At 24.6% G+C, this 15,735-nt stretch carries 11 protein-coding genes; all 11 read right to left on the minus strand.

Going from position 1 to position 15,735, the window contains the following annotated elements:
* Positions 1-4: 4 nt before the first annotated feature.
* Positions 5-1,801 carry a PTS transporter subunit EIIC gene (locus AACL04_RS02250; protein ID WP_339031032.1) on the minus strand — a complete coding sequence of 599 codons (1,797 nt, stop codon included), beginning with the start codon at positions 1,799-1,801 and terminating at the stop codon, positions 5-7.
* A gap of 57 nt (positions 1,802-1,858) precedes the next feature.
* Complete coding sequence (locus tag AACL04_RS02255) at positions 1,859-4,012, minus strand: hypothetical protein (RefSeq protein ID WP_339031034.1); 2,154 nt, start codon at positions 4,010-4,012, stop codon at positions 1,859-1,861.
* A 358-nt stretch (positions 4,013-4,370) separates the two neighbouring features.
* Complete coding sequence (locus AACL04_RS02260) at positions 4,371-4,505, minus strand: hypothetical protein (protein ID WP_339031036.1); 135 nt, start codon at positions 4,503-4,505, stop codon at positions 4,371-4,373.
* Between the two features lie 581 nt (positions 4,506-5,086).
* Positions 5,087-5,755 carry an ATP-binding cassette domain-containing protein gene (locus AACL04_RS02265; protein WP_339031038.1) on the minus strand — a complete coding sequence of 223 codons (669 nt, stop codon included), beginning with the start codon at positions 5,753-5,755 and terminating at the stop codon, positions 5,087-5,089.
* A 168-nt stretch (positions 5,756-5,923) separates the two neighbouring features.
* On the minus strand, positions 5,924-6,586 hold the full coding sequence (gene deoC / locus AACL04_RS02270; protein ID WP_339031040.1) for a deoxyribose-phosphate aldolase: 663 nt from the start codon (positions 6,584-6,586) through the stop codon (positions 5,924-5,926).
* Between the two features lies 1 nt (position 6,587).
* Positions 6,588-7,568: a Gfo/Idh/MocA family oxidoreductase gene (locus tag AACL04_RS02275; protein WP_339031042.1), complete on the minus strand. Its 981-nt coding sequence runs from the start codon at positions 7,566-7,568 to the stop codon at positions 6,588-6,590.
* A complete protein-coding gene (locus AACL04_RS02280; protein ID WP_339031044.1) occupies positions 7,561-8,139 on the minus strand; it encodes a hypothetical protein in 579 nt (192 codons plus the stop codon). Before AACL04_RS02280 ends, AACL04_RS02275 begins: the two co-directional genes overlap by 8 nt.
* The gene (gene nagA, locus AACL04_RS02285) at positions 8,129-9,271 is read right to left on the minus strand and encodes an N-acetylglucosamine-6-phosphate deacetylase (protein WP_339031046.1); all 1,143 of its coding nucleotides are present in this window, start codon (positions 9,269-9,271) and stop codon (positions 8,129-8,131) included. The genes AACL04_RS02280 and nagA overlap by 11 nt, the downstream gene beginning before the upstream one ends.
* A 74-nt stretch (positions 9,272-9,345) precedes the next feature.
* Positions 9,346-11,556: an AAA family ATPase gene (locus AACL04_RS02290; protein ID WP_339031048.1), complete on the minus strand. Its 2,211-nt coding sequence runs from the start codon at positions 11,554-11,556 to the stop codon at positions 9,346-9,348.
* A gap of 72 nt (positions 11,557-11,628) precedes the next feature.
* Positions 11,629-14,712: a DNA topoisomerase IV subunit A gene (gene parC, locus AACL04_RS02295; protein ID WP_339031050.1), complete on the minus strand. Its 3,084-nt coding sequence runs from the start codon at positions 14,710-14,712 to the stop codon at positions 11,629-11,631.
* A 12-nt stretch (positions 14,713-14,724) separates the two neighbouring features.
* Positions 14,725-15,705: a hypothetical protein gene (locus AACL04_RS02300; protein ID WP_339031051.1), complete on the minus strand. Its 981-nt coding sequence runs from the start codon at positions 15,703-15,705 to the stop codon at positions 14,725-14,727.
* Positions 15,706-15,735 lie beyond the last annotated feature (30 nt).

The following is a 15,735-nucleotide window of genomic DNA, read 5'->3' on the forward strand; positions in this document are numbered from 1 at the left end:
AGAACTATTGAAGTTCTTTTTTAAATATTTTTTTCTTATTTTTATTTGAAATAATAAAATTTAATATTTCAATCTTTTCTTTATTGTTATCAAAGATTGAAAAAATCATAGTATCTTCTTTTTTTTCAATTTTTTCAAAATGATCGAATAAGTTTATAGCATTATTACTGTTTTTAAATTTAATAGTTAAGTCTTTTTGAGTTAAGTGATAACTAAGAATATTTTTTATTCCTCCAAAATCTTCAATTAATTTATAAATTGAATCTCTCAATAACTTAGCATTTATAATATCATTATTTTCTTCTCTATTAAATTTCTTAAATCAAAAGAAGGCAACAATAAATATAAAGATACTTGCAATAACTCCTACTATTGGAATTATTCATATTTTTGTATTTACTCCATTTGCAGTTGGAATAATACCACTTAATATAAAATCAAAAATACCAGTTGAAAATGATGTTCCTAGTTTAACTTTAAACAACGAGGTTAACATTGCTAAAATACCATTTAAAGGACAATAAATAGCAAAATAAAATAAAGGCATTGAATAACAAAATAGATATTCTACAGGTTCTGTTACTCCTACAAGCATAGCTGTTAAAGCAGCTGTAATGTAAATGCCCATTTTTGATCTTTTTTCCCCTTTTGGTGTCATTAATAACAAAGTTAGTGATAAAGTTGGCAGAACAAAAATTGAATTTATATAACCTCCTGAAATAAATCTACTTACTCTTAAACCAACATTTCAACAGTCATCAACGGTAATATATTTATTAGTTGAAACAATATTTCAAATAATTTGATCTCCACTTGGATTTGATTGAAAAATACTTTCAGTTTCTTTAAATCAAAAATTGATTGGAGTTTCAATTAATTTAAAATCATTCTCTCCTAAATAATTTTTAAAAATAGTAGTAATTTCTTCTTGTCCGAATCCCTTTTCTTTAATATTTAAAAGTTCAGTTACAATAGCTAGATTTTCACCATTTGATTCTCTTAAAAGATATTGAATTAATAAGTCTTGTTGATATGAATTTAAATCTCCACCTACTTGGGTATATCACATTGGAGATTGTCAAAGTAAATTTGAGCCAAATGGTATTAACATTCTTTGTATTGTTCTAAATATAAAAGCATCTAATCCAATTGGTGATTTGGCAACAACACTTCCCATCATGGACAAAACATAACCAAATATTGGTCATACTATTATAAAAAAAGAAGCAAAAACCATTGAAAAAATAATAGTTAAAATTATTACAAATCTTTCTTTAGCAAAAAATTCTAAACCCTTTGGTAAATTTATATCTTTAAACTTCTTATAAATAAATGTAACATAGGTTCCAACAAGAATACCACCAATAACTCCAGAATTAAATGTTTCTAAACCACCAAAAAATAATTTTGAAAGATAGAGATTTTTTTGCAAGTCCTTTCAAAATCAAATATCAAATAAGTTTTTATTGACTGAATTATCTTTAATTGAAGCTCAAATAAAAACATTAAAGACTAAATAAGATAAAATCCCACAATAAACAGCAACTCCCTTATTTGAAGTAAAACCTATAATAATTGCTAGTGCAAATCAAATACCAATATTTGAAAATAAAATATTGCCGATATTAATTAGTAGATCTACTTTTGTAGCATTTCCAATCGATAAAATAATTCCAAAAATAGGCATTAAAATAATTACAAAACCAAAACTAGTTCCTAATTTTTTCAAGAAACTTTTTGTTTTATTTTTTGTATATCATGATATATCAAATCCTCTAAATTGAGTTTGGTAATTTTCCATGACTTTTCCGCCTTTTATATGGTTATTTTAGCATAAAAAAAAGATATGTTAATCAACCTATCTTTTAACTAATTTATACTTACTTAAAACTATTTTAGATGAAGTATGATGATTTTTTTTCTTTTTAAGCTCTAACTCTTTTGCTTCATCTTTTGTTATTATATTTAAATTTTTTCTGCTTTCTAAATATAAAATCCTTTTTTCATCACCCTCATATTGATTTTGATTTTTTAATTCAGTTGAAAAATTATTTTTATTTGCAAAAGATATTTTTTGATTAACAATTATTTCTTTTGAATTATTTCTTTTTGAATTAACTATCTTACTTTGATTTTTATTTGTATTGGTTGTTGTAACTATAATCTCTTTTGTATTATTTACCAAGTTATTTGTGTTATTTTCAACACTAATTTCTGAGTTATTATTAACAGTTTGTTTTTGACTTAACATTTTATTTTCTGTTAAATTATTTACTCCACTCTTGTTTTCAACAATGTTTTCTGAATTATAATTAATAACTTTATTTTTATTAGTTGAGTTTTTCTTATTTACTGTATTATTCTCTTTTTTATCTTTTAGTTGCTCAACATTTTTATTTTCTATGATTACTTGTAAGCTATTGTCCGGTTCTTGTAAAAGTTTTGATTTTTCTTTAATAGAATTTACTACTCTAAAAGCTTTTTGTTTTGAATTTAAGGACCTATTAATTGTTTCTGCCCTTCATTTTCTCTCAAGAATTTGAAAAGTAGTTTCAATTTTTCTTTTTTCTTTTTTAATAGTATCTTCAAAATTTTCATTAAGTTTTCTTTTTCTATTTTCCAGTTCTCTTAATTCAGAAATTTTTCTTTCTTCTCTTAATTTAGTAAGTTCTTTATGAAGGAACTCATTTTCTCTAATTAACTTCTCAATTTGTCTATCTTTAGCTCTTGCTTTCTTTTTAATTTTTTTAATAATTTTTTCAGAATTAGCTTCAAATAATAAGATATTATTTTTTTCTCCAGCTTCAGAAAGTTCAAGATCTTTTTGAAATTTATTACCTGTAATAAGTTCTCTATTATTTTTATTTTCAAATAAATAGCTATTAATTTCTTTAATAATTACTTTTGGTTCTGTAAGATTATTACTTTCTTTAGAGTTTTTATTCAATTTACTTTCAGTATTTTTGTTTTCATTAAGTATAAATTCTTGTGAATCCTTATTATTTTTAATTTCTTTTTTAACTGTTGAGTGATTTTGTTCAATACTGTTATAGATTACTTGATTATCAATATTGCTTTCAACTTTTTTCTCAACTTGATGAGTAATTTTATTATCTTTTAAACTATTTTCTAAATCTTGTGCTTTTTTTAGTTCTCTTTTCTCTGATTTATTTCTATATTCTTGTGTATATCTAGATCTGCTCATATTAATCATTTCTTCTTGATAGTCATCAAATCCAGGAACATCAAAAAATGTTTCAAGATTAATTTCTATTGTTTTTAGAATTTCAGAGTTGAATTCACTTTCATCTAAATTACAAAGCTCATGAGCCATTTCTTTATAATCAAATTCACTCTCATCATTATAAAAATTTTCCTCTATAATTTCATCAGGAATTTTATCAATAGTTTTATAAGTAGTTATAACATTTGATATTTTTTTTAATCTATTATTTGCAAATTTAGCAATATTTAATTTTAACTCTTGGGTAATTTCATCATCTTCAAACTTAGCTATTTCATATTGTTTTTGAGCTAACTTTATTTTTTCTTGTTCTTTTTGAATAGCCATCTGAATTTTTAATTTTTTGCTAGCAATATCTTGCATTTTATTTATTTCTTCCATAGAACCAGTAAAACTATGCAAATTTTCAGAAATATTATTAATTGTTTGATATTTCTTTCTTAATGCCTCTCCATTAGTTTGCTTTTTTTGAAAAATTTGTTGAATTATTAATAGATTAGAATGACGCTTTTGCGAATTTAAATCTTGTTTTAAGTTTGAACCACCACTTTTTTTACTATTTTGATAAATAATAAAATCTTCTATTTCTAAAAGTTTTGTTATGTATCTGCCAATATTTTCTTTTGTTTCTTCACTTGAAGAAGAAAATTCAGTTGTAATAAGGTTTATAGTTGAAGGATTTATATTTAATTCAACTAAATCATCAATTCTCTTTCTGATTGAACTTGGTAAATTATAATCATCCATTTCAAATCCGTACTTTTTCATTGATAACCCCCCTGAAATACAAATATTACCTATATTATATCAAAAAAAATGCCTTTTTATTAAAACCTTTCCTTATGACTTTATATAAATTATGACTTTTAATTAATTATTTATAAATATCAAAAAAAAAAAAAAAAAGTTTTAATTTAAGTTAATTGATAAATAAAATTGTTATTTTTGACTAAATTAAGCTAAATTAGCCAAAATTTACCCTTTTTTAGCTATTTATTTTAAGTTTTTAGCAGTATTTAATATTATCTTAATAATTCTCTATTTAAGTTAATATGAGATAGAGTATAAATTTTTCACCATTTATTTAATTTATTAATATACTTTCCTTTTAAATAAGTAAATTTGCTTATTTTTTGAATGTTTTTGATGAAAGATGCAAAAAATAACTTAAAGTCACTATTCAACCCAAAATTACAAATCCAGCAATTAGTAATTTTGTTGTAGATAATTCTATTGATCCAACAACATGACTGTAGAACATATATAAACATCCAAAAGGAGTTAATACTTCTATATAATAGAAATTTTGATTTTCTTCCATTAAACTTTGCAATGGAATAACTAAATCTGATAAAAACAAAAATACATAGAATAATAGCATTGAAAAAAGGAATTATAGAGTTAATAGAAGTAACCAAAGATCCCAAAATTATAGCTATCATAAAAGCTAATGAATAAGAAATAATTGGAAATGTTAATAGCATTAAAATAGCTTTATAATTAATATTTACTTTAAAAAGCAATATTGTAATTAAAAAAATCATCAAAGAAACAAAGATAAATATAATTAAATTAACTAAGTATAAGGCAATAGTATATCTTTTTATCGCCCCTTGAATGATTAAATAATGCTTAATTCTTTTTTCAACTTTATCTGAACAAAAATAAATACTTATAGGAATAATTGTTCCAGTTAAAGATATTAACAATATTATTCCCATTACTCCATAATGCAAATATTCCCTTCCAAGTAATAGTCCAAAAATTATTATTAATGCAATAGGAAAAACCACAGAAAAAATTCAATTAATTGGAGTTTTTATAACTCTTAAAAGTTCAACTTTAAACATCTTCTTTAACCATCTCTTCTAATATTTTTACTCTTTCCTGGTAGTTTCCTTCTAATTTAAAGTCTCTGATAATTTTTCCCTTTTCTAAAAAAATAACTCTATTACAAATTTTTGCAACTTCCTCAGGATTATGTGAGACTAATAATAAATTAATTTCATTATTTTGATAAACATAATTATAAATAATATTAATTATTTTAATTCTTCATTTGTAATCAAGTGAAGTTGAAATTTCATCCAAGACTAAGAAATTAGGTTTATTTAATAAAGCAATTAAGAATTTAAATTTTTGTTGTTGACCTGCTGAAATTTTTTTAAACTTATTATTCATAATTTCTTTTAATTCAAAATTATTAAAATATTTATTATGATCCAAACTAATTTTATATAATTTGCAATATAAATAAAAAATATCTTTTAAACTAATGTCTGTATTAAAATTTGAATCTTGAAAAACGGCATTATAAATATATTTTTTATCACAATAAAAATTTCCTTTATATGAATTTTTTAGATTTAAAATTAATTCTACAAGAGTTGTTTTACCTGCACCATTTAATCCCATAAATGCTATTCTTTCACCATCATTAATAATAAAACTTTCAATATCAAGAACTTTATTTTTTTTATAATAATACTTAAGCTTAGTTAACTTAATCATTTTCTCTCTCCTTCTCTAATGATTAGATTGTTATTGAAAATGTTTTTAGCAATTAAAAATAATGCCAATGATACATAATTTTAAAACATAAAGAAATTAAATAATTAAAACTTTATTAAAATAAAAAAATAAAACTTTATGTTAAAAGTTTTATTTTAATTATTAATTTTAATACCCAGTCTTATGTTCTTCACCTTTAACGATTGCAACTCCACCACTTGTTCCTAAACGTGACGCACCATTTTCAATCATTTGTATAGCATCATCATATGTTCTAACTCCACCAGCTGCTTTAACTTTTGCATTATCTTTTACAATTGACTTCATTAATGAAACATCTTTAAAAGTAGCACCTCCTGATGAAAAACCTGTTGAGGTTTTTACAAATTCTAAATTTGCTTTCAATGCTAATTCACAACATTTAATAATTTCTTCTTGTGTCAATAAACAATTTTCTAAAATTACTTTTACACAATTATTTGGTGCTGCTTTTTTTACAGCAACCATGTCATTTAAAACCAAATCTCAATTAGCATCTTTTACTGCTCCTACATTTATTACCATATCGATTTCACTTGCACCATTTTCAATTGCTTGTTTTGTTTCAAATGCTTTTACTTCACTTGTTGTTGCTCCTAATGGAAATCCCACAACAGTTGTTATACCAACATTACTTCCTTTTAATAAAGATTTTGCATAAATTATATGACTTGGATTAATACAAACTGTTGCAAAGTCATATTCTTTTGCTTCAATACATAATTTTTCTATTTCAACTTTTTTAGCATCCGCTTTTAATAAAGTATGATCAATATACTTATTTAATTTCATCTTAAATTTCTCCTGGTTTTTCTTGATTTTTTTCAACAAGATTTAAAACTCTTATTGTTTCACAACTAATATCTAATAAATAATCTCTTAAATTAAAATCATTTTCAGCTATCATTTTTAAGAAAACTGATATTTCATATTCAAATAAATCTTTATCATTTTCTGTCTTATGAATTACTTCGGCTTCATTTGAATTTGTTTTATAAACATTGATTTCTTCTAATTCTATAACATTTTTAAACGTCATAGTTGCAATATCTGATAGTAACTCATTTTCAATTATTCCCCTACTTGCTTTACTACAAACTATATTTGTTAAAACATCACTATCATGTTTTAAAATAACACAATCATTCATCCCACTTCCGTTACCAAGTCTCTGACCCATTGATTTAACTTCAATAACTGGTCCAAAAAGAGCAATGCTTAATTCAACTGGATAAATTAACATATCATAAGTTGAACCCTTTCCAAGTTTTGAATCAAAAACTGAATCATATTGCCCCATTTTAACTTGAGCCATTCTTGAAGAATAGCGATTTAAATTTAAATTAGCAATAAATGGTTGATAGCTTTTAACAAACTTAAATAAATGAGAAATTTGCGGACAGTGAAATGTTTTATAAGCTTCCATTAAAAAAACATTATTTCTTTTTGCAATCTCTGCTATCTCAAGTGCTTGTTCAAAAGATAGTGTCAATGGTTTTTCAAGTAAAACATGTTTTTGTTGTGTTAAAAAATATTTAGCTTGCTCATAATGCAAGCCATTTGGTGAGGCAATATAAACTGCATCAACTTCATCTAACATTTGATCAAAATTATCAACAGCTCTAGCATATAGCTTATGATCACGAATAAAATCTTTTGCTCTAGTCTTGTCTCTTGAATAACAACATACAACTTTACAATTTGGATTTTTTACAGCAGCACTTATAAACTGTTGTGTAATTTTTGAAGTACCAATTGTTCCAAACTTAATCATGTTCTTCCTCCTGCATAAATGGATTAAAATCCTCATCTTCTTTTTCTATTACTTTTGATTTTTCTTTACTAACTTTGAGTTTAATTTTATCCTCTTGTTCAAACCATAATTTATTTGCAATTACTTGTTCTGATAACCTTGAAAAGCTTTCTAGTATTGAAATAACTACTCCTAAAATTAATTGAACTATAATAAATATTATAACCATTACATAAATATTTTTTGAAACAAAGAATATAGTTAGAATATCAATAATTGAAAGAATAAAAATAGTTAAAATAAATATTGAACATAAAAGTATTTGAATTTTTTCTCTTCTAATATAATTATAGTTTAATTTTTTGTTAACATTTCTTCTAACAAAAAAGAAAATTAATAAACTTGCAATAGCTGATAATAATAATAAAATCTGAACTGCAATATAGGTTTTGTTATCTATTAATAAATTTTGTCCATCACTTTTAAAAACATTAATAAATGATATTAATGAAATTGAATAATTAAAAATTAATCCTAAAGTTAATAAGAATTTTATCATAGTAAAACTTCTTGGATTAACTTTATTTTTCATAAACCTTTTCACCTTCTACAAATGTTTTTAAAACTTCTAAATTTTTATTTAGAACAACTAAATCAGCAAATTTATTTTTTTCAATACTTCCTCGCTCATTAAAAATTTTTAATTGCTTTGCAATATTGATTGAAGTCATTTTAATTAATTCTGTCATTTTAATTTCGGGATTAGCTTCAAGCATTACTCTAATATTAAAATCATAAGTCGCTCCTGCTCCTGCTAAAACACCAGTATCTTTTAATGAAACTCTCATTCCCTTTTTAATTACTTCTAAATTTCCTAATTTATATTCACCGTCATCTAATCCTTTAGCATTCATAGCATCTGTTATAATGCAAATATTTTCTGCTCCTTTAATCTTATAAATTAATTTTAAAGTATCTTTTTCAATATGAATTCCATCGGTAATTACTTCACATAAAATATCATCTTTATATAAACTAAAAGTTGCAAGCCCTGGTTCATATTGACTAACTCCACTCATTCCATTAAATAAATGAGTTACATGTCTAAAACCAATTTCATAATCTTTTTCACATTGAGAAAAACTCATGTTTGTATGACCAACACTTGGTAAAATATTATTTTCTAATAAATACTTGGTAAAACTACCATCTTGTAAGTCAGCTGCATAAGTCATAATTCTTATACTATCATTTGATGCTTTAACTAACTCTTTTAAATAGTCAATATTTGGATTTGTTAATAAAGAAACTTCATGCGCTCCCTTTTTTTCTTTTGATATGAAAGGACCTTCCATATGCAAACCCAAACATTTTGACCCTAACTTTTGATTTTCCATGAATTTACTAAATTCTTTTAAATACTTAATATTATTTTCCTTAGAATTGGTAACACTTGCTTGAACATAACTTGTAATACCCTCTTTTGATACATTTTTTGAGAAATTTTCAAAAGCGCTTATCGTACCGTTCTCAAAGTCGTAACCATAACCACCATGAACATGACAGTCAATAAATCCAGGTAAGAGTCAATTACCTTCAATATCAATACCTTCCAAATTAGTTTTACCCTTATTAATCGATTTAATAATTTTATTTTCTATTTCTAATCAACCATTTTCAATTACTTCATTTTCAATTACAATTTTAGCATTCTTTATAATCATATTTCAGCTCCTAACAACTATATTTTAAGTCAAAAAGTGAAAACTTTATTAAAGAAATTAAATAATTCAAGATTTTATTGCTCTTTTAATAACATAATTGCTTCTTTTAAAGTAGTTAATCTTGGTTTTGGGTTCCTATTACAAGCTTTTATAAAGAGTAACTGATCTGAAATTATAAACAAATTTTGTTTTGCTCTGGTAATAGCAGTATACAACATTTTCTTATTAAGTATAAAATTAGAGTTTCTATTATTTCCATCTAAAATAATAATTGTATTTTTATATTCGCTTCCTTGAGTTTTATGAATTGAACAAGCATAACTCAATTTAACTTTTTGAAATGAACTTAATCCCATTTCTATTTCTCTTTCGTTAAAAACTATCTTTGCAGTTTTTAATTTATCACCAATGAAATTTAATTCTTTAATATAACCTACATCTCCATTTGAAAGTTCATAGATTGGGTCATTTTCAATATACATAACTTTATCATTTACTCTAAACTCTAAATCATATCTTTTATAAGCTTTTGATTTTGAAGGATTAACTAAACTTTGAATAATGCTATTTAAATTATCAATACCTAAATTTTCTTTATACATTGGAGCAATAATTTGTAAATCATTTAATTGATCTTCAATATTTGTTGGATTTAAATTACTATAGGTCTCTTTTAAAATATTGACAACATGATCATAGTCCTTTGAAAAAGTGAACTTAACATTTGAAGTATTTTCAAAATTAAAATTATTAATAGTTTCATTTTTAATTGCATCTGAAAGTTCAATAATAGAATTAATCTCTCCTTCACTATTTAATTGTCGATTATTTTTAATAAGTCTTGTTGTTTTAAAATAATTGCTAACAATTAAATCTTCATAAAGATTACCATAACTAACACTTGGTAGTTGTTCAACATCTCCTACTAATAGCATTTTTTTAATACCCTTTACTCCTCTTAAAAGCGAAGCAAATAAATGATTATCTATCATTGAACATTCATCAATAACAACTAAGTTTTTAAATATTGGTTTAGATTCATTTGCTTCAAAAATATCATTACCAGAATATTGCAATAATCTATGAATTGTTGAAGTTTTGTATCCTGAGTCATCTTTTATTTTTCCAGCTGCTCTACCAGTTGGCGCAGTTAGCGCAAAATTATTATCGTTATAGACTAGTTCATACATTTTTACAATTCCAGTAATAACTGTTGTCTTACCAGTCCCAGGTCCTCCTGTTATTATTGAAATATCATTTTCCATAAAATTTTTAATTGCTTCTACTTGTTCGTTATTATATTTAAAATTTTTAATTCCACTTCTAGTAGAAATAAAATTTTCAACTTCCTCTAATTTTTCTTCAAAGTTAAATTCTTTTTTTAAATAGTTAGTTCTATTTAACAAGTCAAATAATTCTTTTGCAATAAATTGTTCATCTTCATAACTCTCTTTAGTATATATTTTTTGATTTTTAAAATAAATAATTTTTTGATTTTTTGCATAAAGAAGTTTGTTTTTAATTTCTTCATCACTTAAATTAAAATGTGTTTTCATTTTTTTAAACAGCTGATTTATATCAGTAAAAGTATTACCCTCTTTAAAAAGAATTTCTTTTACAAACTCATTTGCAAATCAAGAAACTCTTTTTTCATCATTTTCTTCCATACCAAAAGTTGTACAGACTCTGTCAACTTCATAAAATGGTTGCATTCCTTTTTCATTTGCATAACTATAAAAATCTTCTCTTAAAATTTGTTCAATAAAATTAATATCTTCTTCTTCCTTTTGCAATAAATTTAAAAATTCTATTTTTAAATTATTTTCCACAAATATATCCAAAATTTTTGTATCACCAAATTTTGAAATGACTACATCATAAATTATTTCTGCTTTTGCTTGTGTCATATCTTTTATATTAAATAACTCAGCTTTATTATTCATTATTTTTGCAAAAACATCATCTTTAAAATATTCAACAATATTTTTTGCTAAATTTTTACCAACTGTTGGAAAAATTGGTGAACTTAGATACTTAATTAAACCATCTTGATCAAAAGTTTTGACTTGACTAAAACTTTTTATTGATAAACTTTTTTGATTTCTTTTTGTATCATCAACTTCTTCTCCACTAACTTCATAAATAATACCAATTTTCATCATGCCAATTGGTCCTGTTATTACAATTGATTTTTTTTCATCGCTAAACAAAACAAAAATTGCTATCGCATAGCCATTATCTGATTTAAAAATAAATTTTGACACTTTACCTTTGTATTGTTTCATGTTTCTTACTTTCTAAAATAAAAATTATATTAATTTAATCATAATTAAAATAAAAAAACACATAAAGTGTTTCTAAATTAAGTCTTCTAAATCTAATTTAAGTTCACTAGTTTCTTCATCACTAATACTTACTTTTTTACTTTCATTAGATTCTCTTGATTCCTTGATCATTTCTTCTTGAAACTCTTCAGATATTATTTCTTCTTCAACTTCATCAAGAATTATTTCATCTTCAACTTCATCAAGAATTATTTCATCTTCAACTTCATCAAGAATTATTTCATCTTCAACTTCATCAAGAATTATTTCATCTTCAACTTCATCAAGAATTATTTCATCTTCAACTTCATCAAGAATTATTTCATCTTCAACTTCATCAAGAATTATTTCTTCTTCAACTTCATCAAAAATTACTGCATCTTCAACTTCATCAAGAACTATTTCATTTTCAACTTCATCAAGAACTATTTCATTTTCAACTTCATCAAGAATTATTTCATCTTCAACTTCATCAAGAATTATTTCATCTTCAACTTCATCAAGAACTATTTCATTTTTAAGTTCATTAAGGATTACTTCATCTTCAACTTTATCAAAAATTACTTCATCTTCAACTTCACTATTTAGATTTTTTGATTTTTCAATTTTATTAACCGCTGTTTTTTTAGCGGCTAACTGCTTTTTTACATTCACAACTTTCTTTGGTTCTTCATCATCTCCACCTTTTGGAGTTGGTGGTACATCATTATTATTAATAATGAATGATTTTTCTAAAGTTGTTGTAATTATTTCAGCCATATCTAAATCTTCTGGTACATCTTCTAAGTCAGCAAATTTAAAGTTTTTAACATTTAATTGTATTAAATTATCTTCTTCATCTAAAATATTTAAAATATCATTTGTTTGAATGTTATATAAGAATGTCGCAAATTCATCACGTTTTTTATTTCAAGGATATAATCTAACTCCTCTTTTTGGTCTCGCCATAATTGGAACATGATCTTGCTTAATTTTTTTAACATTTCCTTTATTTGTAATGATTAAAACATCACCATTACCAAATGCTTTACCAGCAACAATATCTTCATCTTTTACTACAGTTGACTTAACTCCTTTTGCATTAGGACCTGCTGAAGGTATCTCAGCGATATCATATCTAACAGCAAAACCAGTTCTTGTTAACATTGTTGCAGATTTTGTTTTTGAAGTTACAAGTGAAGCTGATACAAGTTCATCTCCATTTTGTAATTTAATAATTCTAAAAGGTTTTGAAAACATTTTAGTTTCTAAATCTTCAACTGGTGTACGTTTTATCATTCCCTTTTTAGTTGCTAAAAGTATTTCTTGTTTTGCATTTTTAAATTGTTTAATAACAAATGCAGCAAGAATTCTTTCATTTCCAGAAATTGTTGCAACTTTATTTATATGCATTCCAATTTCTTTTCATTTACTTGGAATAATTTTATAAACAGGAATTGAATAATATGTTCCTGCACTTGATACAAGTAAAATAAAATCTAAACTTGATGCTGGAACTTGTGAAATTCAAATATCATTTGGTTTACGTTTGAAATCTTCCATTGAGTTTTTTCCCAATTGAGAATCTTCAATTGCTTTTAAATAACCGTCTTGTGAAATTCAAATTGTGTAGTCCTTTTGAACAATTGTTTTTTTAATTTCAACTTCAATATTTTCAATTTCACTAACAACTTGACTTCTTCTTGGAACACCAAATTCTTTTTTAGTTGCTGTCAACTGTTCGATTACTTTTTGATCAAGAACTTTAGCATCACCTAAAATTGCTTTATAACCATCAATTAAAGATGATAATTCTTTTTTCTCTTCTTCCAATTTAACAATATCAGTTGAAGTTAATCTATATAGTCTTAAATCAACAATTGCTATTGCTTGAGTCTCACTAAATTGATATTTTTCAATTAAGTTTAAAATCGCATCACTTCTATTTGATGAATGTCTGATTATCTTAATAACTTCATCAAGAATTGAAATTGCTTTAATTAAACCTTCAATAATTTCTAATCTTTTTTGTGCTTTTTCTAAATCAAATTTAGTTTTTCTTGAAAAAATTTCTTTGTAATGCTTGATATAAGCAGTAATAATATCAATTATTCCTAACTGTTTTGGTTGTTTTTCAACAATAACAACATTATTATAGTTATATGAAATTTGTAAAGGAGTATTTTTTAATAAAAATTTTCTTGTAATTTCATAATCAGCTTTAGGAGAAAGTTCAATTACAATTCTTAAACCAGTTCTATCAGTTTCATCACGAACTTCTTTTACTTCTAAATGAGGATTTGCATCAACAACATCTCCCATTTTTTTAACAAGATCTTGTTTAATAATTTCATAAGGAATTTCATCAATAATAAGATTGTCACCTTCTCTATGAATTTTTGATTGAACAATTACTCTTCCTTTACCAGTTGCAAATGCAGAGTCAATTCCTTCTTGACCCATAACAATTCCCCCTGTTGGAAAGTCTGGTCCTTTAACAATTTTTGAAATATCACTTAATTTTATTTTGGGGTTTTTAATAGTTGCAATAACTGCATCTATTATTTCAATACTATTATGAGGAGGCATATTTGTTGCATAACCAGCAGCAATTCCTGTAGCACCATTTACCAAGACATTTGGAAAATATCCTGGCAAAACTGTTGGTTCTCTTTCAGAATCATCATAGTTTGGTGCAAAAAGAACTGTATTTTTTTGCAAATCAGCTAAAATAATACTTGATATTTTAGCAAGTCTTGTTTCAGTATAACGCATAGCAGCAGCACTATCTCCATCGATAGAACCATTATTACCGTGCATATCAACTAAAGGAATATTTAATTTTCATGGTTGACTCATACGAACTAAAGCATCATAAACAGATGTATCTCCATGAGGGTGATATTTACCAATAACATCTCCAACCACACGAGCAGATTTTTTATAAGCTCTGTCATGAGTTAAATTTATTTCGTTCATTGTAAATAAAATACGTCTTTGTACTGGCTTTAAACCATCTCTTACATCAGGTAAGGCTCTTTCTTGAATAATATACTTAGCATATCTTCCAAATCGATCGCCCATTAAGTCTTCAAGCGCGAAATTAATTATTCCTTTTTCTTCTTTATTATTTGACATTTTTATATCCTCCTAGTTTATATCAAAGTCCATCTCACTAATATCAGTGTTAATGAAGTCGATAATATTTAAATTTTTAATTGTTTTTCTACCCTCATATGATAATTCTCAAAGTCCTGTGATAGAATTTTGAACATACAATTTTGGATTATTTTTTGATACTAAACTTCTTCCAAGATTTGCCATTATTTTACTTACTTCTTCATCTTTTCTAATTTGAATATATATTTTTTCTAATTCTTCAATTTCATTAATATTAGCTTCTAAACTAACTTCATTAACTTTATTTTTATCTTCAGCTGCTAAACCAAAATCTATTGTGGCATAGCCATTATAATACATTATTTTATCATCTACTTCAATTGATGAAATATATCTTGGAATACCTTCTATTTTCATAATTTTTTTTGCAAGCATATTAATTGATTTTAAAGAATCATCAATTTTTACAATTACTTCTTCAAGATTGAGTCCAAAAATCTCAACTGCTCGATCCTCTTCAACTGCAACTGAACGCAAGTTAATAAAGATATTGAAAATGTCTATTCTCGTGGAACTTATCTCTTTTAAAACTTCTTTTGATTTTAAAAGAATTGGTCCTGTTGTTGGATTTAAATAATATGAATCAGTGAATTCATCATAGACAAGAATACCCACATGTGGCTTAGATATTTCTCTGGCTTTTTGCATAACACTTTTAGATTTTTCAAGAAATTTGTTTATTGTTTTTATTAATCAGTTTACTTCTTTGTCTTTTTCTACATTTATTTCAATTCATTGTTCAGTTGCTAAAGATGTGGCTGAAAAATCATTTTCAGCATAGTCTGTACTTTTTAATTCAAAAAAAAGGATAGGTTCTTTCAATTCATAATAAAAAGAAAATGTATTAAAAATATCTCCATATCTTTTAATTTCCTTATTTATTTTATTATATTCTTCAATTTTTTGAATAATAATCTTTGCCTTTTGTGCAAAAGAAAGTTTATTTTCCACATTTACCACATCCATCCTAGCAACTGTTTA

It is taken from the genome of Spiroplasma endosymbiont of Cantharis nigra, from assembly GCF_964019925.1.
In the GTDB taxonomy this organism is placed as follows: domain Bacteria; phylum Bacillota_I; class Bacilli_A; order Mycoplasmatales; family Mycoplasmataceae; genus Spiroplasma_A.